This window comes from Streptomyces sp. NBC_00358, from assembly GCF_036099295.1.
Classification (GTDB): domain Bacteria; phylum Actinomycetota; class Actinomycetes; order Streptomycetales; family Streptomycetaceae; genus Streptomyces.
The window spans coordinates 934258-954071 of sequence record NZ_CP107976.1 but is presented as its reverse complement, the minus strand read 5'-3'; the positions used below and the strand labels follow the sequence as shown (position 1 = coordinate 954071).

Below are 19814 nucleotides of genomic sequence, written 5' to 3'. Positions count from 1 at the left end.
GGACCCCCGCCCCATCGGATTCAGCCGGACCGTTCCCCATACGCGGTCCTGCTGGCCTCGATCTCCGCGATGTGCTCGATCGCCCAGCCGGCCAGGGCGAGCGCCGGCGGGATGAGGCTCTGCCCGGTGGGGGTCAGCGCGTACTCGACGCGGGGCGGGACCTCCGCGTACACCGTCCGGGACACCAGACCGTCGCGCTCCAGGTTCCGCAGAGTCAGCGTCAGCATGCGCTGCGAGATACCCGGTACCTGCCGCTGCAGGTCGGTGAAGCGCAGCCGCCCCCGCTCCAGGGTCGTCACGATCAGCAGCGTCCACTTGTCGCAGATCCGGTCGAGCACGGCGCGGATCGTCCGCCCGCCGTCCCCGCGGATCATGCACGTGTCCTCGTACTGCGACATGACAGCTCCTTGTTCCTCGCGCACACCCGTGTGCCTTTTGCACGCGTTCCGGCAGTGACCCATCATGAGGCCACTTACGCCTGGTAACCATCGTGCAAGGGGCCATCATGGACGTCGCCTACTGGATCGTCGCAGCGCTGCTGGCGGCCTTCTACCTCTACGCCGGAGGCCTGAAGATCCTGCGGAGCCAGGAGCAGCTCCAGCCCATGATGGGGTGGGTCGACCGCGTTCCGATGCCGGCGGTCCGGCTCATCGGGACGCTGGAGGTCCTCGGTGCCGCGGGCCTGATCCTGCCGCCGCTCACCGGGATCGCGCCGTGGCTCGCCGTCGCCGCGGCGAGCGGTCTCGTCCTGATCCAGGTCGGCGGAATCGTCGTCCATGTGACGCGCGGCGAGATACGGGTGCTCGGACTCAACATCGTCCTGCTGGTGGCCGCCGCGGCGGCCGTCTGGCTGGGGACCGTCCGGCTCTGACCGGTACGGCGCACGCAACGCGAAGGGCGGGAGCCCGGCACGTGATGCCGGCCTCCCGCCCCGGGACCGCGACCGCTCAGGTGCGGTAGGCGTAGTACGCCGCGTTCGGGTACGACGCGATGATGCTCGCCAACGACCTGTTGTAGGTGTTGGTGGAGTGGTACGACACATACGGCACGCCCTGCGGGCTGCGGTACGTGACGATCATCGTGTGGTCCTTGGACCCGTCCTTGTTGAAGTCCATCTGGATGACGTCACCGACGTCGGCCTGATAGACGTTGGCGAGGCTGGTGGCCCGCTTGGAGGACAGGGCGAACCACGAGAACTCGTTGACGCCGACGAACGAGTCCGACTGGATGTCGGAGTTGCCGAACCACTTGTGGAAGTCGTTCGTGTAACCGGGAACGTGCTTCCAGCCGCCGGCCTTCAGGGTCTGGCTGACGAAGTTGGTGCAGTCGCCGCCGGCTCCCTCCCCGTTGAAGTTCGGGTAGGCCGGGTTGTAGTTGTTCCAGTACTTCGCCGCGTACGTCGCCATGGCCTTGTAGTCCAGACCGGTGGCCGAGAAGTTCTTCGGCTTGGCCGGCGCGGGCTGCGTGATGGCGGAACGGGTCGCGGCCGGCGGAGTGCTGTCGCCGGTCATCGGCGTGGCCACGTACGTGGTGGCCGCGACCTGGTTGACCGCCACCCCGTCGTCCGTGTCACGGATGTTCGTGAGCTGCCAGTCGCCCTTGCGGTCGGCCTTGAACGTGAGCGTGTGGTGCGCAGCGAAGCCGGTGGTCTTCGGCTCGGTGCCCTTGGCCTTGTCGTAGGCCAGCGTCGTCGTCTCGGTGACGTCGACGCTGGCGTGACGGCCCTTCACCTGCGTACGGTCCAGAACCACAGTCGTGTTGGCCGAGCGGTACTTCTCGCCGAGCGCCGCCAGACGGGCCTTGCGGTCCTCCAGCTTCGTCAGCGCGGACTTCTCGGCACGCGACTGGGCCGAGGACAGGCGCACCTCGCCGGAGAACCGCGAGGTCTTCCGCTTCGCCCCGTCGTCGGCCACCAGGGCGTCGGTACGGTCGGTGAAGACCGCGTCCGCCAACCGCTGGAAGGTCGCCTTCGTCGACGCGTCCACCTTGGGGTCGGCGGTGACACTCGCCGCGCCCGCGGACCAGTTGGGCAGCAGAGCTGCGCCGGCGACGACCGAGGCGGCCGCCGCCCCGACTATGGTTGCGCGTTGCCGCTTACGGCTCAGTTTCCTTGATTTCAATGGTGTTCCCCTCTACGCCGGTATTCGATACCGGAGCCGCATCCTCGCACGGCGTGTGTGGCTCCTGTGAAGGGGGTTGCCGAAGCGGTATCCAGGTGAGACCACGGAAAGCCGCAGCTCCGCGCTCGGGCGGGCAATCCCCGCAACAGGCAGGACCCGTCGGTGTCCGGCCGTCGCTTCCCGGCCCGTTCGGCCGACCGTGCCGGACACCCGCCGTCCCCCCTGGCAGGGCGTCAGACACCGCTGCCACCTGCCGTATCGGAGGGTTGACACGCCCTCAAGTGTCGAGAGGCCGGCAGGAGAGGGGCACGAGAGCGGTCGGCGCGAGCACGTCGGACCGCCGTGATCCGCCCGCCCACGTACCCTCGTCACCGTGCCATCAGCTTCCCCCCTGCGTCGCGTCGCCGTCCTCGTGCTCGAAGGTGCCAAACCACTCGATGTCGGTATCGCCGCCCAGGTGTTCACCACCCGGGCGAGCATGCCGTACGAGGTACGGGTGTGCGGCGCGGCACCCGGTCTCGTGACCGGCGGCGACGGCCTCTCGTACCACGTGGCCCACGGCCTCGAACAACTCGCCTGGGCCGAACTCGTCTTCGTCCCCGGCTACCGGTCTCCGGACCGCGAGGACCCGCCAAGGGCCGTCGTCGACGCGCTGATCGGGGCCCATGAGCGGGGCGCGCGCCTCGCCGCCATCTCGACAGGGGCGTTCGCGCTCGCCGCCACGGGGCTGCTCGACGGCAGACGCGCCACGACGCACTGGCACTACACGCGGGCGCTCGCGGCGAGACATCCGCTCATCAAGGTCGACGAGAACGTCCTCTTCGTCGACGAGGGAAGCGTGCTCACGTCGGCCGGCGCGGCCTCGGGCATCGACCTGTGCCTGCACATCCTGCGCGGCGACCTCGGAGTGGCCGCGTCGAACCATGCGGCCCGGCGTCTCGTCGCGGCCCCCTACCGCAGTGGCGGCCAGGCGCAGTACGTGCCGCGCAGCGTCCCCGAGCCGCTGGGCGAACGATTCGCCGCCACCCGCGAGTGGGCGCTGCACCGGCTCGGCGAACCCCTCTCGCTGGAGGCGCTCGCCCAGCACGCCGCCGTGTCGCCGCGGACCTTCTCGCGACGCTTCGCCGACGACACGGGCTACACGCCCATGCAATGGGTCATGCGCGCCCGCATCGACATGGCCCGCGAGCTCCTGGAGCGTTCGCAATGGAGCGTCGAGCAGATCGCCGCCGGTGTGGGTCTCGGCACCGGCGCCAATCTGCGGCTGCACTTCCAGCGGATCCTCGGCACCACGCCGAGTGAATACCGGCGCACGTTCACCCGCGGCGAGTAGGCGACCGACGAGCCCCGTCACGGGCCGGCGTGTTCCGTGCGGGCCCCTGTCACCCGGTGGCGCGATCCGTACGGGCCCAGTAGTCCGGTGGCGCGATCCTTGCGGACCGTGGCGATCTCGCCGCTGTCATGGCCCGATGCGGCGCGCGAACCTGGAGGGGAGCCGAAGGGACACCACTCATGACTCGTATCGCCATCAACGGATTTGGCCGCATCGGACGCAATGTGCTGCGCGCGCTGCTGGAACGCGACACCGACCTGGAGGTCGTCGCGGTCAACGACCTCACCGAGCCCGCCACGCTCGCGCGGCTGCTCGCCTACGACTCGACGTCCGGCCGGCTCGGCCGCCCGGTGACCGTCGACGGGGACACCCTCGTCGTCGACGGCCGGCGCATCAGGGTGCTGGCCGAGCGCGAACCGGGAGAGCTGCCCTGGGCCGAGCTCGCCGTCGACGTCGTACTGGAGGCCACCGGCCGTTTCACCTCGGCCAAGGCCGCCGGGGCGCACCTCGACGCCGGAGCGAGGAAGGTCCTCGTCAGCGCGCCGGCGGAGGGCGCCGACGTGACCCTCGCGTTCGGTGTCAACAACGACGCCTACGATCCGGCCGCGCACACGATCGTCTCCAACGCGTCGTGCACCACGAACGCGCTCGCGCCGCTGGCCGCGGTGCTCGACGATCTCGCGGGCATCGAGCACGGGTTCATGACGACGGTGCACGCGTACACCCAGGAGCAGAACCTGCAGGACGGGCCGCACCGCGACGCCCGCCGTGCTCGTGCCGCCGCCGTCAACATCGTGCCGACCACGACCGGTGCCGCCAAGGCGATCGGCCTCGTGCTGCCGAACCTCGAAGGCAAGCTGTCGGGCGACTCGATCCGGGTGCCGGTCCCGGTGGGCTCGATCGTCGAGCTCAACACGACCGTGGCCCGCGATGTGACGCGTGACGAGGTCCTCGCGGCCTACCGCGCCGCGGCCGAGGGCCCGCTCGCGGGTGTTCTCGAATACTCGGAGGACGCGCTCGTGTCGTCCGACATCACGGGCAACCCGGCCTCGTCGATCTTCGACTCGGCCCTCACCCGCGTCGACGGCCGTCACATCAAGGTGGTCGCCTGGTACGACAACGAGTGGGGCTTCTCCAACCGAGTGATCGACACGCTCCAGCTCCTCACCAACGCCTGACCCGATCCCGCAGCCGTCGGTCGGCCCATGAGCCTCGCGCCGACCGTGGTGCGGCAGGATGGGGGGATGAGCGTAGTCAAGATCAACGTACTGGCCGTACCCGCCGAGCAGCGGGAGACGCTGGAGAAGCGCTTCGCCTCCCGCGCCCATGCCGTCGAGGGCTCCGACGGGTTCGAGTGGTTCGAACTCCTCCGGCCCGTCGAAGGCACCGACAGTTATCTCGTCTACACCCGGTGGCGCGACGAGGAATCGTTCCAGGCCTGGATGGAGGGCCCGATGAAGGCCGCCCACCAGGGCGGTGACGCGCAGGGCGCCGAGCGTCCCAAGCCGGCGGCCAGTGGCTCCACTCTGTGGTCCTTCGAGGTCGTGCAGCAGGCGGCGCCGGCCCAGCCGTAGGCGGATCGTCGGCACCCACCGGCCCGTGGCGCTTCCGCGCCGCGGGCCGGCCGCACGTAGCACGGGTGCTCGTCACGGAATGCCGATTTCGAACAGGACGTATCCGGCGTAGGAGCCGGACGCGAGGGCCGCGATCGTGAGGACCGTGCACAGCACCGGCGTGCTGAGCCGGCGCATGGCGGTGGCGCAGGGGATGAGCAGGGGGAAGGCCGGGAGCAGATAGCGGGAGACGTTGCCGAAGATCTGCTGGCTCCCGAGGACGAGCGCCGTCGTCAGGACGGTGTGGACGGTCAGGACGAGCGGTGGGCGCAGCCGGAACAGCAGCGGCAGGGCGAGCAGGGCCAGCAGGACGGTGCCCGCGGCGATGACGTCTTCGAAGGGGTAGGCGTAGAGGTAGTCGTAGTGGCCGACCATGAGCGAGGTGAGCACCTTGACGGTGTGCCGGCCGTAGTCGAACGTGTGGGCCCAGGCGCCGTCCTGCAGTTTGAAGTACCCGCCGTAGTCGCCCATGCGGTAGCCCACCCAGCCGAGGTAGCCGACCAGACCGAGAGGGGCGATCACCACCGCCGCCAGCGGGCGCAGGACCGCGTCCGGGCGCCCCGACCCGTCCGGAGCGGGGGAGCCTCCCCAACGGCGTACCGCGCGCCGCTGCCGGAGCAGCTCCACCAGTACGGCGAGGGTGAGTGCCGCGATCAGTGCGGTGGCCGTCGGCCGGGTGAGGCCCGCGGCGCAGGTCAGGAGGCCGGCGGTGATCCAGTTCCGGCGCATGACGGCGTAGCAGGCCCAGGCGGCGAGGGCGACGTAGAGGGACTCCGAATAGCCGGACCACTCCATGCCGGAGCCGGGCCACACGGCCCACAGCCCGGCGGCGGCCAGCCCGGCGCGCCGGCCGCTGATCCGGGCGGTCACGGCGTGGACGGCCAGGGCGGCGACGAACGAGGCGGCGACGGAGACCACCAGGCCCGCGCCGAGCAGCCCGAGCCCGGTGCAGGAGGAGACGAGGCGCATCAGGGCGGGGTACAGCGGGAAGAACGCCGCTGAGTTGCCCTCAAGGGTGATCAGGCCGGTGGCGCCGGGTACGGGTACGAGGGCGGGATGGTAGCCGTGCGCGGCGATCTGCTGGTACCACCAGCCGTCCCAGGTGGCCAGGACGTCCCAGGTGTGGGCGCCGCCTCCGAAGCGCGGGTTCTTCCGGCGGAAGTCCCCGGAGGAGTCCAGCAGGTACATGAAGACGCAGAAGCCGATGAGCTTCATCGTGCCGTACAGCGCGAGGACCGGGGCGTGCGGCCTCGCCGCCCGGCACAGCCGCGTCCAGCCCTCGCGGGCGCTGGCGCGGGCCCAGGCGGCGGCGGGTGCGCCGGAGGAGTGCGCGGCGGTCTCCTCGCCGTGCGGACGGATGCCGTGCGTCGAGCACAGGCCGTTCGTCGAACCGGTGTCGTGTGTCGAGCACAGGCCGTGAGCCGAGCCGGTGTCGTACGTCGCACGGATGCCGGGTGCCGAGCCGGTGCCGTGGGGCGGCCTCGGGGCGTCCGGCTGCTCGCTGCGGGGCCAACGGACGCCGGAGCGCGGCCTGTTGTGCTGTCGTGCCGGGGTGTTCGGCGGGCCGGAGTCGTTCATCGCGGCCCGGCTCCCGTGGTGTCGCCGTGGGCGTCGGCGGTGAACACCCAGGTGCGCAGGAGCAGGAAACGCACCAGCGTCGCGGCCAGGTTGGCGGCGATCAGCACCATGATCTCGGCGGACCGCCCGGGTTGGTGCGTCCAGCGGTGCAGCGCGGCCAGAGCGCCGCCGGTGAGGGCCAGGCCGAGGCCGAACACCGCCAGCCCCTTGGCCTGGTGGCGCAGCGCTCCGCCCCGGCCGCGCAGCCCGAAGGTGACCCTGCGGTTCGCGGCCGTGTTGGCGACGGCGCAGACCAGCAGTGCCCAGGCGTTGGCCGCCTGAGGCCCCGTCACCGGGCGCAGGGCCGCGTACAGGAGGACGTAGCCGAGCGTGCTCACCGCGCCGACGGCGCCGAACCGCAGCAACTGCGCGGTCAGTGAAGCGGGTTGCGCGTTCTCGGAGGAGCGCCCGAGCCGTGCGGTCGGCAGTGTGCCGCGGGCCAGCGAGCGGCCGATCCTCGCGATGCCGCGCAGGTCGGCCACGGCCGTGGAGACCAGGTCGACCCGGCTGTCGGGGTCGTCCACCCAGTCGACCGGTACCTCGTGGATACGCAGTCCGGCGCGTTCCGCGATCACCAGCAGCTCGGTGTCGAAGAACCACCCCGAGTCCTCCACCAGGGGCAGCAGGCGTTCGGCCACATCGCGGCGGACGGCCTTGAAGCCGCACTGCGCGTCGGAGAAGCCGACGGCGAGAGTGGACCGCAACAGGGCGTTGTAGCAACGGGAGATGATCTCGCGCCGGGGGCCGCGGGTCACCCGGGAGCCGCGGGCCAGCCGGGAGCCGATGGCGATGTCGGAGTGCCCGGATATCAGCGGGGCCACCAGCGGCAGGAGCGCGTTCAGTTCGGTGGACAGATCCACGTCCAGGTAGGCGAGCACCGGGGCGTTCGAGCCCGCCCACGCGGTGCGCAGAGCCCGGCCGCGTCCCTTCTCGTCGAGCCGTATCCAAGTGGCCTCGGGCAGTTCGGCGGCCAGCCGGGCGGCGATCCGCGGGGTGGCGTCGGTGCTGGCGTTGTCGGCGACGGTGATGCGGAACGGGTACGGGAACGTGTCGCGCAGGTGCGCGTGCAGGCGCCGCACACTCGGTTCCAGATCCTTCTCCTCGTTGAACACGGGGACGACCACGTCCAGGACGGGCTCCGTGTGCTCCGCCGGCAACGGAAGGCGAACGGGCAGGCGGTCCACGGGGTGTCCGTCGACGGACAGGCGCTCGACGGGGTGTCGGCCGGCACGGAGGCGGCCGATGCCGAGGCGGCGGTCGACAGGCCGCCGTTTTCGGGGATCTCGCTCCATGGGCAGTCCCCGATCGCGGTCCTCGGAGTCCGCGAGGCCCTCGAAGTCCCGGGGAGCGGACCACAATGCCTTCGTCATGTTTCGTCCTGTTCTGTTCTCCGTCGCGAGGCAGGCCGAGGACACTCATGGCCGAACTGCGCCGACGGTGTGCGGATGGGGGTGGATCGCCGGACGGGCCCGGGGGCGGTCCGGCGGAGGTCGTGCCGGAGCTACCCGGAGCTGGTCGCGTCGGCCGAGGACGACGGTTCGTCGATCGACGCGGGCGGCGACGACGGAGTCTCGCTCGGCGTCACCGGCGCCGTAGGGGGCGCACTGGTCGTCTCGGTTCCCCCGGGGCCGGAGGACACCGAGGTCGAACTCCCGGTCGCGCTGGGCGAGTCGGGCGGACCGGAGGTTCCGGCGGTGTTCTGGGCCGTGGCGGTGGCCGACCCGGTGGGGGTCCCGCTCGACGACGGGGTCGGTGACGGTTCGGCGTACCGGGCGGTGGGGCTGGTCGCGGGCCGCGGTACGGGGCCCAGCGGCACGTCGTGTTCCGGGGTGTGCGGCAGCAGGAACAGGCCGACGCCGACCCCGGCGGCGGCCAGGACGCAGCTCGCCGCCCGTCGCGCCGCGCGGACCCGGCGGCGGACGCGCACACCGGCCCGGAGGCTGTTCTGCTGTGCGGGCTCGAAGGGGGTGTGTTCCTGGGAGTCGCGCATCATCCGCGCCAACTCCCGCTCGAAGTGATCCATGCTTCCCTTCACCCCACCGGCTCGATGACATCCGTCAGGATCTGGCGCAGCCGCGCCACACCGCGTGACGCGTGGGAACGGGCGGTGCCGAGCGGGCAGCCCAGGACCTCCGCGACCTGCCGTTCGGGCAGATCCTGGTAGTAGCGCAGCACGACGGCCGCCCGTTGCCGGGACGGGAGTTGGGCCAGAGCCGCTTCCAGCCGCGACCGTTCCACCACGGCCGCGGACTCGTCGCCGGTGTGCGCCAGATCCGGCAGCGCCTCCACGGGGCGTTCGCCCCACCACCGCCGCCGGGCGGAGCGGGCGGCGGCGCGTGCCAGCACCTTGCGCACGTACGCCTCGGGTGCCTCGTCGGCGATCTTCGGCCAGACGAACCAGAGTTTGACCAGTGCCTCCTGGAGCAGATCCTCGGCGCGGTGCCGGTCACCCGCGCAGAGCAGGCGGGCGAGGTGGAACAGCGCCGACCAACGGGCCGCGACGAACCCGTCGAAGCCGTCGATCCCCTCGGCTCTTGCCTGTTCCATCCGCACCGTCCCCGTGCTTGCCGCCTTCGTACACCTGGGGAAAGACGCTGGAGGGCACCGCACTATGCACCCCGGCCGGGTGATCTGGGTCACGCGGGCGGGGTCCGCTGAGCTCTGCTGCGGTCCGGGCGCGGAACAGGCGTGCGCCCAGGGTGAGTTGGGGAGCTCGGCGGGGGCGGACACGCGAGCGGGGGCATCGCGCACGGCGATGCCCCCGCACGGCCGCCCTGCGGGCCGGGTTCTCAGCGGCCGGCGGCCCGCCGCCGGACCCGGGCCCCGCCCCTGCGCCGTTCGGCCCGCAGCTCCCGGAGGTAGGCCTGCGCGTCGACCTGGATGGTGTGCCGGGTCGAGGTGACGTAGCGGCGCGCGAGCCCCGCGCGGTACGCCCGGGTCTCCTGGCGCATCCGCTCGGGTCCGGGCAGCGCGCACCGGCCCTCCAGCAGGTCCGCGACCCAGTGCGACTGGGCCTCCGCGAGCGGCATGATCGCGCCGAGGGGCTGGACCAGCCCGATGAAGTAGAGGCCGGGACGGTCCGGCGCGACCACCCGGTGGTAGAGGTCGATGTCGTTGTCGGACGGGTCGATCACCTCGTCCTTCAGGAACGGGAACGCGATGTCGTAGCCCGTGCAGTAGACGATCGCGTCGATCTCCTCCGTACTCCCGTCCTCGAACGTCACCCGGTCGCCCTCCAGTCGTACGGGAGCGGGCCGCACGGCGATGTCGCCGTGGCCGAGGCGCGACAGCAGGTCGTCGGAGATGGTCGGATGGGCCCCCAGCACGCGATGGCGGGGCGTCGGCAGCCCGTAGTCCTTCAGCCTGCCCCGGCTGAGCCGCAGCATGAGCCGCAGACCGTGCTCCTGCACGGACAGCGGAGCCCGTGCCAGCCAGGAGCCGGTGAGATGGTCGGTGGGCACGCCGAACAGGTACTTGGGCAGGATGTGCGCGCCGCGGCGCATGGCGAGCACCGTCCGCCGGGACACCCGCGAGGTCTCCACCGCGATGTCGCAGGCGGAGTTGCCGATACCGAGGACGAGGACCCGGCGGTCGGCGAACGCCTCCGGTGTCCGGTAGTCGTGCGCATGCGTCTGCGTGCCGGTGAAGTCCTCGGCTCCCGGCAGCGACGGCCCGGGCCAACGGGGCTTCCAGTGATGGCCGTTGGCGACCAGGACGGCTCCGTAGATCCGTTCGGCCGTCTCGCCCGAGTCGCGGTGGCGGGTCGTCACGCTCCACCGCCCGCCCGGAACCTGCTCCACGCGGACCACTTCGGTGCGGAAGGAGATCGACGGCCGCAGCCCGAAGTGGTCCACGAAGCTGTCGAAGTACCGGGCGATGTGCGCGTGGCCGGGGTAGAGCGGACAGTCCTGCGGCATGGGGAAGCTTGCGTACTCCATGATCTGGCGCGAGGTGTTGATGTGCAGGGAGCGGTAGGCGGACGACATCCCGTTGTCGTTCAGATAGCGCCAGTTGCCGCCCACCTCGGAGCCGGTCTCGTAGCAGTCGTACGGGATACCGCGCGCCGCGAGCACCTGGCAGGCCGCGATCCCGGACGAGCCCGCCCCGATCACACACACCCTTTCCATGTCCGCCCCTTCCTGTGACCACCCGGTCACATGACCGGGTGGTCACAGGCTGCTGCGTGGCATGCGGTCTGTCAATGACCCTGCACCCAGAACCGGTTCGGGCGCGTGTGGAGCCAATAGCGTTTCCTGTACGACTCGTTGACAGCCGCCCCCATCGCATCCACGATGACCGGGCGGTCACATGACCGCCCGGTCATACGCAGGAGCGCTCATGCCCACTTCCACCTGGACCCGTCTGTCACCGGTGCGCCGCGAACGGGTCCTGGTCGCCGCGATGGACGAGTTCGGCACCCACGGCTACTCCACCGGAAGCCTCAACGTCATCGCCCGCGAGGCCGGCGTGGCCAAGGGCTCGCTGTTCCAGTACTTCGAGGGCAAGCTCGACCTGTTCGCCTACGTGGCCGAGCAGACCTCCCTGCGCATCTACACCGCCATGCGGCCCTGGCTCGACGGGTACGACGGCTCCACGGAGTTCTCCCGCTACCTCACCGACGCGCTGGAGGCCTGGATCGACTACTTCGCCGGCCATCCCCTGGAGCGCGGGGTCACCGCCGCGACCAACATGGAGCTCGACCCGGCCGTCCGCAACGCCGTACGCGCTCCGGTGCAGGACATCTACCTGGCCGGTCTGCGGCCCCTGGTCGAGCGGGCGGTCGAGACCGGCGACCTGCGCAAAGGCGCCGACATCGACGCCCTGCTGTCGCTGCTGCTCGTCCTGCTGCCGTATTTCGCGCTGGTGGCCCACGCACCCGGCCTCGAAGGACCGGTGCGGCTCGCGGGAGAACACCCGGAAGTCCGCCGGGCGAACGTCGCGCGGCTGATCGACCCGGTCCTCGCCGACTTCGTGCCGAAGAGGCCGTGATGGGCGAACCCGACTACGACGTACTCGTCATCGGCTCCGGATTCGGCGGCAGCGTCACCGCACTGCGCCTCACGGAGAAGGGGTACCGCGTCGGTGTCCTGGAGGCCGGCCGCCGTTTCGCCGACAGCGACCTCCCCCGTACGTCCTGGCATGTGCGCGACTACCTCTTCGCCCCGCGGCTCGGCTGCACGGGCATCCTGCGCATGACCCTGCTCGGAGATGTCCTCGTCCTCACGGGCGCGGGTGTCGGCGGCGGCTCCCTCGGCTACGCCAACACGCTCTACGAACCGCCCGAGGCCTTCTACCAGGGGTCGCCGTGGGCCGGCATCACCGACTGGCGAAGCGAACTCGCGCCCTACTACGGGCAGGCCCGCCGCATGCTGGGCGTCACCCCCAACCCCCTGTTCACCGAGGCCGACCGGCTCCTCAAGGACACCGCGGACGACCTCGGCCGCGCGGACACCTTCACGTCCGCGCCGGTCGGCGTGCACTTCGGGCCGCCCGACGCCGTCCCCGGTGCCCGGGTGGCGGACCCCTACTTCGGCGGGGCCGGACCGGACCGCAACGCCTGTCTGCACTGTGGCGCGTGCATGACGGGCTGCCGGCACAACGCGAAGAACACCCTGCCGAAGAACTACCTGGGCCTGGCCGAACGCGCCGGCGCCCGGGTACTGGCCCTGCGCACGGTCACCGACGTCACCCGGGACGGTGACGGCTGGGCCGTGACCTCCGTACGCACGGGCGGCGGGCCGCCGCGCCGCAGGCGGACCCTGACCGCCCGGCACGTCGTCTTCGCGGCGGGCGCCCTGGGCACGCAGCGGCTGCTGCACCGGCTGCGGGCCGGCGGCTCGCTGCCGCGGGTGTCGCCCCGCCTCGGACTGCTGACCCGCACCAACTCCGAGGCCATTCTGGGCGTCCGGGCCAGGGACAGCACCACCGACTTCAGCCGGGGCGTCGCCATCACCTCCTCCGTGCACCTCGACGCGAACACACACGTCGAAGCGGTCCGCTACGGCCGCGGCAGCAACCTGCTGGGGCTGCTCGGCGCGATGCTCGTCGACCCCGTTCCCGGCCGTTCCCGCCTGCTCGTCGGCCTGGTGGCGATGGCACGCAACCTGCGCGACCTGCCCAGCCTGCACAGCCCGCGCCGCTGGTCCCAGCAGTCCGTCGTCCTGCTGGTCATGCAGTCCCTCGACAACTCCGTGACGACCTACCTCCGCCGCACCCTCACCGGGCGCAGGCGACTGACCAGCCGCCCCGGCGAGGGCACGCCCAATCCGACCTGGATACCCGCGGGCCACCGGATGGCCCGCAGAGCGGCCGAGCGGATCGGCGGGCAGCCCTGCGGCACCTGGGCCGACCTGTTCGACATCCCCACCACCGGACATCTCATCGGCGGGTGTGCCGTCGGCGAGAGCCCGGAGTCCGGAGTCGTCGACCCCTACCACCGGCTGCACGGGCACCCGGGCCTGCATGTCATCGACGGTTCCACCATCTCCGCGAACCTCGGGGTGAACCCCTCCCTCACCATCACCGCACTGGCCGAACGGGCCGTCGCCCTGTGGCCCAACCACGGCGAGGACGACCTCCGGCCCGCGCCCGGCCTGCCCTACCGCCGACTGCGGCCGGTACCGCCGAGGCACCCGGCCGTGCCCGCGACCGCCCCGGCGGCGCTGCGGCTGGATCCTCCCACCGGAAAGGACACCCCATGACGCCCTACCCCGAGGAACCCTGGCACCTGGCCGGCCAGATGTACCTGTCGCTGTGGCTGGTGCCGACCCGCGAACTGCCCACGGTGGCGGACGGCACCCGGCCCCTCACCATCGCCGGACGCGGCGCGGTCGGCGCCGCGTGGGTCGTCTACGAGAACGACAGCGTCCTGCACTACAACGAACTGCTCCGGGCCGTCCTCGTACGCGACGGCAGCCGTCCGCGTGTGTGCGTCACCGACATCTGGGTGGACAGCGCCGCGTCGATGGCGGGCGGCCGTGAACTGTGGGGCATCCCCAAGGAGATGGCGGACTTCGCCATCGACCGGACCGCCGGAGTACGGGCCGCCGCGGCGACGGGGGAGGACGTACTGGCCACCGCGGCCTTCGAGCCCGGCCGCCGGATACCCGGCCGCTGGCCGCTCACCTACCGTGTGGCGCAGAACCTCGACGGCGGACTGAAGACCAGCTCCGTGCGCTCGCGTTCCACCGTACGCACCGCACGGGCCCGCTGGACCGCACAGGAAGGCGGCCCCCTGCGGGAGTTGGGCCGCCGGCCGCCGTTCCTCAGCCTGGCCCTGAACGACTTCACCCTCCGATTCGGGGACGCGGCCCCCGCCATGTCGGCGCCCTCCGGATCGATCGCGCCTTCCCCACCCGCGCCGCTTTCCCCTCCCGCGCCGTCCGCGCCCTTGGGTCCGTCCGGTCCGTCCGGACCGTCGACACCGTCCGCGCCGACAGGTACGACCACCCCGAACCTCTAGAGCCCCCTCGCGACAGGAGCCGCCATGCCCGCACAAGGCGCGTCCCCGGCCACGCTCTGCCATGCCTTCCAGCGCACCGCCGCCGCACGGCCCGACGCCCCGGCCCTGCTCACCCCGGAGGGCGAAGCGATCACCTGGGCGCAGTACGCGGCCCGTGCCGCGTCCGTCGCCGGGGGGCTCCACGGCCTGGGTACGCGGCACGGCGACACGGTCGCGCTCATGCTCACCAACCGGCCCGAGTTCCACATCGTCGACTGCGCCGCCCTCCATCTCGGCGCGATCCCCTTCTCGCTGTACAACACGCTGCCCCCCGACCAGATCACCGATCTCCTCACGCGCTCCGGCGCCCGTGTCCTCGTGACCGAGGCGCGGTTCCTCCCGGTCCTGCGGCAGGCGCTCACCGGCACGGACGTGCGTCACCTGATCACCATGGACGGAGCCGCCGAGGGGACCCTGGACCTGCCGGCCCTGGCGGAAGCCGCGGCCGACGACTTCGACTTCGCCGCCCACTGGCATCGCGTGGCGGCGGACGACGTCCTCACCCTGATCCACACCTCGGGCACCACCGGCCGTCCCAAGGCGGTGGAGATCACCCACGCCGGAATGACGGCCCAACTCGACGCGACCGGCGAACTGTTCGGCCTCACCGAGGAGGACACCCATGTGTCGTTCCTGCCCGCCGCCCACATCGCGGACCGCTGGGCCTCGCACTACACCCATATGCGCTTCGGTACCCGGCTGACCTGTGTCGCCGACCTCAGGAAGCTGCCCGAGGCACTGACCGCGGTACGGCCCACCATGTTCGGAGCGGTCCCGGCGGTCTGGCAGCGTATGCGCGCTGTACTGTCCAAGGCCGTCGCCGACAGCGAACCCGAGCTGCGGGCCCTGGTGGAGAGCTGCGTCGCCACCGGACGCCGGGCGGCCGACCTCGCCCGGTCCGGCCCCCTGACGGACGATCAGGCCAGCGAACTCGCCCGGGCCGAACCCGTTCTGGCCGAGCTGCGGCGCCGCCTCGGCCTGGACCGCGCTCGCGTCTGCGTCACGGGAGCGGCACCCGCCCCCGAGGGCCTGATCGAGTTCTTCCAGGGCATCGGACTGCCCCTGGGCGACGCCTGGGGCATGTCCGAGCTGTCCGGCATGGGACTGATGAACCGACCCGGTCACGCCAGGCCGGGCACGGTGGGCAGGCCGGTCCCGGGGGCCCGCGTCAGGATCGCCGAGGACGGTGAACTCCTGCTGAGCGCCCCCTTCGTGATGCGCGGCTACCGGGACGATCCGGAGCTCACCGCGGAGGCGATCGACAGCGAGGGCTGGCTGCACACCGGAGACATCGCCACGGTCGACGCCGAGGGCTACGTCCGGATCGTCGACCGCAAGAAGGACCTCATCATCAACACCGGGGGCAAGGTCATGTCCCCGGCGCGGATCGAAGCCGTCCTGACCGCGTCCACGCCCCTGATCGGGCACGCCGTCGTCGTCGGCGACGCCCGTCCCCACAACGTGGCCCTCGTCGTCCTCGACCCCGAACAGGTCGCGGACTGGGCCGCCCGGACGGGCCGGTCCGCCGCCGAACCGGCGAGGGCCTACGCGAAGGAACTCGAAGAGGCCGTCGCCCTCGCGGTGGAGGACGCCAACACCCGGCTGTCCCGGCCCGAACAGATCCGCGGGCACGCGGTCCTCACCGAGGAATGGACTCCCGGCGGGACCGAGCTCACGGTCACGCACAAGGTTCGCCGGGCAGGGGTCGCCGAACGCCACGCGGCGCTCATCGAGAGCCTCTACACGGACTGAACCGGCGGGAGATGGATGAGAGTTGGACAAGTGGAGGGCGATCAAACTCTGGCCCGGCGGCCTACCGGCCGGTATACAGGCCAGGTTGGGTCTGCCGGGCAGGAGCCGTCCGGCCTGTCGCGGCGCGGCGATCCAGGGTGCGCCGAGGGAAGCCGGTACCCGTTCAGCGGGCCGTCACGGAATCAGGGGAGGGGCACGATGAACCATCACACGCGTCCGGACGACGCCGTCCCGAGGCGACGGGGCACCATGGCGCTGGGAGCCGCGCTGAGCAGTTGCGCGCTCGTCGCGGGGGTCGCCGCGGCGACCCCCGCCGCGGCGGGCGAAGGGCACGGATCGCACGGCGTGGACTACGTCGCGCTCGGTGACTCGTACACGTCGGGGCCGCTGATTCCCCAGCAGGTCGACGCGAACTGCGCTCGGTCCGACCACAACTACCCCTCGATCACCGCGGCCGCGCGCAAGTTCGCCTCGTTCACGGACGTGAGCTGCTCCGGCGCCAAGACCGACGAGATGTGGAAGGCACAGGGGACCAACGGACCCCAGCTCGACGCGGTCAAGCACGACACCGACCTGGTGACCCTGCAGATCGGCGGCAACGACATGGGGTTCGGCCCCATCATCGCCACCTGCGCCGGACTCAGTTCGAAGGACCTCACGGGCAACCCCTGCCAGCAGTACTACGGCGCCGCGGGTTACGACCAGCTCACCCTGAACATCCTCCAGACCGCCCCCAAGGTCGCCCGGGTCATCCGCGAGGTGCACGCCAGAGCGCCGCACGCGCGTGTGGTCGTCGTCGGCTACCCCGACCTGCTGCCCGACGACGGCAGCGGCTGCTATCCGACCGTTCCCTTCGCCGCGAAGGACTTCCCCTATCTGAGGGACACCGGCAAGCGGCTGAATCTGATGCTGCGCACGGTGGCGCTGCTGAACCGGGCCGAGTACGTCGACACCTACGGGCCGACCGTGGGCCACGACATGTGCAAGGCGCCCGCCGACCGCTGGATCGAACCGCTGCGCCCGACCTCGCCGGCCGCGCCGGCCCACCCCAACGCCAAGGGTCAGGAGGCCATGGCGCGCGCGGTGCTGGCGCACCTGGACCAGGGAGCCGGGCGCCGCCACTGACCGGTCCCGGTCGGGGCACCCAGCGCCTGTACGTCTCTGTCGGCGAGCGCCCGTGCGCTCGCCGACAGGTTTTCCGGGACTGCCCGGCGACCCGGCAGCCGGTCGGCGAGCAGGCCGCCCGGACCGACCGCGTCAGGGAGCCGGGACGTCGTCCACGAAGGCGGTGCCCGCGCTGCGGTACCCGGCGACCTTCGTGGCCACCTGGGCCGGGGTGAGGGCCTGGTCCTTGACGTGCAGGACGTAGTCGACCTGCTCGTCGTAGGCGCGCGCCGCGGTCGAGGTCTGACCGGCGAGGTCGATCAGCCACTGGTTGAAGTTGATCGACATCGGCCGCTCGGGCAGGTACTGGGCGTCGTGGGTGCCGAAGAGCTGTCCGTCGATGTAGTACTTGATGCTGCTGTTGTCGATGGTGAGTACCAGGTCGTGCCATCCGGCGTAGCTCTGGCGCGCCTCGGTGTGCTGGTTGACGGCCTGCCAGGGATCAGGGTTGTAGGTCTCCCAGGAGGTCGTGTAGAGGATGTTTCCCGGCTCGCCCCAGCCGCCGTTCGGCAGGTACTCGAAGTCGTACTCGGCGTAGTCGTCGGCCATCGGAGCCGTGAGGTCGTTGATGGTGAAGAACGTCTGCACCAGGTGATCGCCGTCCGGGCCGGAGGCCGGTGCGTCGGCGAACCTCACCCGAGCCGCGTAGGTGCCGTTCTTGAACTTCATGCTCTTGGACACGACTTCGGTCTGCCGGGTCGACTCCGCGGTGCCCGAGGTCGACGTCCGCAGGTTCATCACCGCGTTGCCGGACACGGTGGGGAAGGTGACCTGGGAGGGGTCCCAGGTCGCGCCGGGAATCCCGGGGCCGCCGGAGTTGGAGCGGACGTTCCAGCCGTGCGCCGAGATCGCGGGGTCGGTGGACGACGAGTAGCTGAAGTCGTCGAACAGCGCCTGGCCGCCACCGGGCGGGTCGGTCGGGTCCGGCGGGTCGGTGGGGTCGTTGCCCTCGGGTGCCGTGCCCCACACGGTGGATCCGGCGAGCTGGGCGGTGACCTTGTTCCAGTCCCCGTACGAGGTCTGCGTACCGTTGAAGGAGTAGTCGTCCGCCTGGATCAGGGACTGCCAGTCGGACCGGTAGAAGCGCAGTTGCATGTCCCCGGTGTCGGCGCCGGGTGCCAGCGCGCCGGCCGTGGAGGTGAAGCCGATCTCCAGGTACCGGTCCGCGGTTCCGGTGGGGTGGGTCAGCGTGCCGAAGGTACCGGTGACGTTCGCGCATCCCTTGACCGCCCAGGAACAGGCGAACCGGTAGGTGGTGCTCGCCGAGTCCGCCTTGAAGTAGTAGCGGATCCTCACCTGGCTCAACTGAACCGTCGCGGAGCCGGTGTTGCGCACCTTGAACCAGGGCTCGCTCTGGTCGGCGGTGGCCCCGCTCGCGCTCGTTCGGTACTGGACCGCGAGACCTCCGGCCGCCGCGGCGGGTGCGGACATCGGTACGGCGACCAGGGCGGTGCCACCCAGGAGGGCGGACAGGGCGAGGGCCAGGCGACGGCGGCCCGTGGGTGGACGGTTTCTCATGCGGGTTCCTTTCGGTGGGCTCCCGCCGAACCGCGGGAGGTGGGGGTGCTCAGGAACACGAGAAGACATGCCGTGGTTGACCAGTCGGCCGACGGGGCTTACCAGTTGACGTCGCCTGAAAAGTGGCATAGACCAATGGGATCGTCAACCCCCCTGGAATTAGGGGGACTTGCTGGGATCGGCAAGAATCGGGTTACCTGTGTGCTGAAGCCTGTCGGGTTCAACCCGCTTGACCAGCTGACCAGTTATGGTCGCGAGCCATACCAGTTGGCCGGTACCGACGACGAACGAGAGCCCTGCATGGAGATCGATCCCGCCGCGTCCCGCGCGGTACTCAAGCGTGAAAGAGTCCGTGACACGATCCTCGAACTCATCGAGGAACGTCGCCCCGGTGACGCCATTCCCTCCGAGCGCGCTCTCTGCGCCCGGCTCGGGGTGTCCCGCCCCACGTTGCGCGCGGCCGTGGACCAACTCGTGGTGGCCGGGCTCCTGGTGCGCGAGCACGGGCGAGGCATGTTCGTGGCCGCTGAGAAGATCACCCAGGAACTGGTCCCGGACCGGCGGAACTTCAGCCTCCCCCAGGCCGCGGGCACATGGACCAGCAGGCTCCTGGAGTTCAGCACCATGCCGGCCGGCGCCCGGGTGGGCCGCAGGCTCCGCATATCGCCCGCGGCCGGAATCCGGTACGTGGCACGGCTCCGCCTCGTCGACGGATCCCCCATGGCCATCGAGTACCTGCACGTCCCCGCGAACCTGGTGCCCGACCTGACCAGTGACGAACTGGAGAACGGCGACCTGTACGAGCACCTCGGCGAACGGCACGGAATCCAGGTCAGTGAGGCGGTGCAGTCGATCGAGCCCACGGTGGTGACCCGCGAGGAGGCGGGACTGCTCGACGTACCGGAGCTGTCCCCGGCCCTGCTGTTCGAGCGCCTCACCTCGGACGCCCTGGGCCGACCGGTGGAGTACGTCCACTCGGTCTACCGCGGGGACCGCTACCGCATCGTCTCCCGGCTGGCGCTCGGCCCGCGGTCCCGGCACCCCTCGCCCCGCGACGGGCACCACCCGGGCATCCCACCGGGAGACTTCCTGCCCGGCGAGCCCGTCACCTTCTCCACCCGGGGCGTCGTGGCCGGCGGCCCCTTCGGGCGCGACGGTGGAGGAGGTGAGGGCGGACCCGCGACGTGAGGGCGGCG

18 protein-coding genes are annotated in these 19814 nt (G+C 71.3%); 10 read left to right on the top strand and 8 right to left on the bottom strand.

Annotation, left to right across the window (positions count from 1 at the left end; all coding sequences use genetic code 11):
• Positions 1-20: 20 nt before the first annotated feature.
• Positions 21-398 carry a winged helix-turn-helix transcriptional regulator gene (locus OHT01_RS03945; protein ID WP_328551699.1) on the bottom strand — a complete coding sequence of 126 codons (378 nt, stop codon included), beginning with the start codon at positions 396-398 and terminating at the stop codon, positions 21-23.
• Between the two features lie 107 nt (positions 399-505).
• Between OHT01_RS03945 and OHT01_RS03940 the strand changes: the two genes are divergently transcribed.
• Entirely contained in the window at positions 506-871 is a 366-nt protein-coding gene (locus OHT01_RS03940; protein ID WP_328551698.1) for a DoxX family protein, read from the top strand.
• A 76-nt stretch (positions 872-947) separates the two neighbouring features.
• Here OHT01_RS03940 and OHT01_RS03935 read toward each other — a convergent pair whose 3' ends face one another.
• On the bottom strand, positions 948-2120 hold the full coding sequence (locus OHT01_RS03935; RefSeq protein ID WP_328551697.1) for an amidase domain-containing protein: 1173 nt from the start codon (positions 2118-2120) through the stop codon (positions 948-950).
• Positions 2121-2493: 373 nt separating this feature from the next.
• Between OHT01_RS03935 and OHT01_RS03930 the strand changes: the two genes are divergently transcribed.
• From OHT01_RS03930 to OHT01_RS03920, 3 genes are all read left to right on the top strand, one after another.
• The gene (locus OHT01_RS03930) at positions 2494-3453 is read left to right on the top strand and encodes a GlxA family transcriptional regulator (RefSeq protein WP_328551696.1); all 960 of its coding nucleotides are present in this window, start codon (positions 2494-2496) and stop codon (positions 3451-3453) included.
• A gap of 179 nt (positions 3454-3632) precedes the next feature.
• Positions 3633-4631: a type I glyceraldehyde-3-phosphate dehydrogenase gene (gap, locus tag OHT01_RS03925; protein WP_328551695.1), complete on the top strand. Its 999-nt coding sequence runs from the start codon at positions 3633-3635 to the stop codon at positions 4629-4631.
• Between the two features lie 66 nt (positions 4632-4697).
• Positions 4698-5027: an antibiotic biosynthesis monooxygenase family protein gene (locus tag OHT01_RS03920; protein ID WP_328551694.1), complete on the top strand. Its 330-nt coding sequence runs from the start codon at positions 4698-4700 to the stop codon at positions 5025-5027.
• Positions 5028-5099: 72 nt separating this feature from the next.
• On the opposite strand, the gene OHT01_RS03915 is transcribed toward OHT01_RS03920, so the two are convergent.
• From OHT01_RS03915 to OHT01_RS03895, 5 genes are all read right to left on the bottom strand, one after another.
• Positions 5100-6281: a hypothetical protein gene (locus OHT01_RS03915; RefSeq protein ID WP_328558015.1), complete on the bottom strand. Its 1182-nt coding sequence runs from the start codon at positions 6279-6281 to the stop codon at positions 5100-5102.
• A gap of 359 nt (positions 6282-6640) precedes the next feature.
• Complete coding sequence (locus OHT01_RS03910; RefSeq protein WP_328558014.1) at positions 6641-7867, bottom strand: bifunctional glycosyltransferase family 2/GtrA family protein; 1227 nt, start codon at positions 7865-7867, stop codon at positions 6641-6643.
• A gap of 317 nt (positions 7868-8184) precedes the next feature.
• Positions 8185-8706, bottom strand: coding sequence for a hypothetical protein (locus OHT01_RS03905; RefSeq protein WP_328551693.1), 522 nt, complete (start codon positions 8704-8706; stop codon positions 8185-8187).
• Between the two features lie 8 nt (positions 8707-8714).
• Positions 8715-9230: a SigE family RNA polymerase sigma factor gene (locus OHT01_RS03900; RefSeq protein ID WP_328551692.1), complete on the bottom strand. Its 516-nt coding sequence runs from the start codon at positions 9228-9230 to the stop codon at positions 8715-8717.
• Between the two features lie 242 nt (positions 9231-9472).
• Positions 9473-10810: a flavin-containing monooxygenase gene (locus OHT01_RS03895; RefSeq protein ID WP_328551691.1), complete on the bottom strand. Its 1338-nt coding sequence runs from the start codon at positions 10808-10810 to the stop codon at positions 9473-9475.
• Positions 10811-11021: 211 nt separating this feature from the next.
• Here OHT01_RS03895 and OHT01_RS03890 point away from each other — a divergent pair, with 211 nt between their 5' ends.
• From OHT01_RS03890 to OHT01_RS03870, 5 genes are all read left to right on the top strand, one after another.
• Positions 11022-11672: a TetR/AcrR family transcriptional regulator gene (locus tag OHT01_RS03890; RefSeq protein WP_328551690.1), complete on the top strand. Its 651-nt coding sequence runs from the start codon at positions 11022-11024 to the stop codon at positions 11670-11672.
• Entirely contained in the window at positions 11672-13384 is a 1713-nt protein-coding gene (locus OHT01_RS03885; RefSeq protein WP_328551689.1) for a GMC family oxidoreductase, read from the top strand. The genes OHT01_RS03890 and OHT01_RS03885 overlap by 1 nt, the downstream gene beginning before the upstream one ends.
• Complete coding sequence (locus OHT01_RS03880) at positions 13381-14145, top strand: acetoacetate decarboxylase family protein (RefSeq protein ID WP_328551688.1); 765 nt, start codon at positions 13381-13383, stop codon at positions 14143-14145. Before OHT01_RS03885 ends, OHT01_RS03880 begins: the two co-directional genes overlap by 4 nt.
• Positions 14146-14169: 24 nt before the next feature.
• Positions 14170-15936, top strand: a complete 1767-nt coding sequence (locus OHT01_RS03875) for an AMP-dependent synthetase/ligase (protein ID WP_328551687.1) — start codon at positions 14170-14172, stop codon at positions 15934-15936.
• Positions 15937-16134: 198 nt separating this feature from the next.
• The gene (locus tag OHT01_RS03870) at positions 16135-17061 is read left to right on the top strand and encodes an SGNH/GDSL hydrolase family protein (protein ID WP_328551686.1); all 927 of its coding nucleotides are present in this window, start codon (positions 16135-16137) and stop codon (positions 17059-17061) included.
• 132 nt (positions 17062-17193) lie between these two features.
• On the opposite strand, the gene OHT01_RS03865 is transcribed toward OHT01_RS03870, so the two are convergent.
• Positions 17194-18618: a cellulose binding domain-containing protein gene (locus OHT01_RS03865; protein WP_328551685.1), complete on the bottom strand. Its 1425-nt coding sequence runs from the start codon at positions 18616-18618 to the stop codon at positions 17194-17196.
• Between the two features lie 300 nt (positions 18619-18918).
• Here OHT01_RS03865 and OHT01_RS03860 point away from each other — a divergent pair, with 300 nt between their 5' ends.
• A complete protein-coding gene (locus OHT01_RS03860; protein ID WP_328551684.1) occupies positions 18919-19806 on the top strand; it encodes a GntR family transcriptional regulator in 888 nt (295 codons plus the stop codon).
• Positions 19807-19814: the final 8 nt, after the last annotated feature.

Bases quoted from the DNA above. Each gene is read 5' to 3' on its own strand.
- OHT01_RS03945 (WP_328551699.1), bottom strand. From the start codon at position 398: ATGTCGCAGTACGAGGACACGTGCATGATCCGCGGGGACGGCGGGCGG.
- OHT01_RS03940 (WP_328551698.1), top strand. From the start codon at position 506: ATGGACGTCGCCTACTGGATCGTCGCAGCGCTGCTGGCGGCCTTCTAC.
- gap (WP_328551695.1), top strand. From the start codon at position 3,633: ATGACTCGTATCGCCATCAACGGATTTGGCCGCATCGGACGCAATGTG.
- OHT01_RS03920 (WP_328551694.1), top strand. From the start codon at position 4,698: ATGAGCGTAGTCAAGATCAACGTACTGGCCGTACCCGCCGAGCAGCGG.
- OHT01_RS03915 (WP_328558015.1), bottom strand. From the start codon at position 6,281: ATGAAGCTCATCGGCTTCTGCGTCTTCATGTACCTGCTGGACTCCTCC.
- OHT01_RS03905 (WP_328551693.1), bottom strand. From the start codon at position 8,706: ATGGATCACTTCGAGCGGGAGTTGGCGCGGATGATGCGCGACTCCCAG.
- OHT01_RS03900 (WP_328551692.1), bottom strand. From the start codon at position 9,230: ATGGAACAGGCAAGAGCCGAGGGGATCGACGGCTTCGACGGGTTCGTC.
- OHT01_RS03895 (WP_328551691.1), bottom strand. From the start codon at position 10,810: ATGGAAAGGGTGTGTGTGATCGGGGCGGGCTCGTCCGGGATCGCGGCC.
- OHT01_RS03890 (WP_328551690.1), top strand. From the start codon at position 11,022: ATGCCCACTTCCACCTGGACCCGTCTGTCACCGGTGCGCCGCGAACGG.
- OHT01_RS03885 (WP_328551689.1), top strand. From the start codon at position 11,672: ATGGGCGAACCCGACTACGACGTACTCGTCATCGGCTCCGGATTCGGC.
- OHT01_RS03880 (WP_328551688.1), top strand. From the start codon at position 13,381: ATGACGCCCTACCCCGAGGAACCCTGGCACCTGGCCGGCCAGATGTAC.
- OHT01_RS03875 (WP_328551687.1), top strand. From the start codon at position 14,170: ATGCCCGCACAAGGCGCGTCCCCGGCCACGCTCTGCCATGCCTTCCAG.
- OHT01_RS03870 (WP_328551686.1), top strand. From the start codon at position 16,135: ATGAACCATCACACGCGTCCGGACGACGCCGTCCCGAGGCGACGGGGC.
- OHT01_RS03865 (WP_328551685.1), bottom strand. From the start codon at position 18,618: ATGAGAAACCGTCCACCCACGGGCCGCCGTCGCCTGGCCCTCGCCCTG.
- OHT01_RS03860 (WP_328551684.1), top strand. From the start codon at position 18,919: ATGGAGATCGATCCCGCCGCGTCCCGCGCGGTACTCAAGCGTGAAAGA.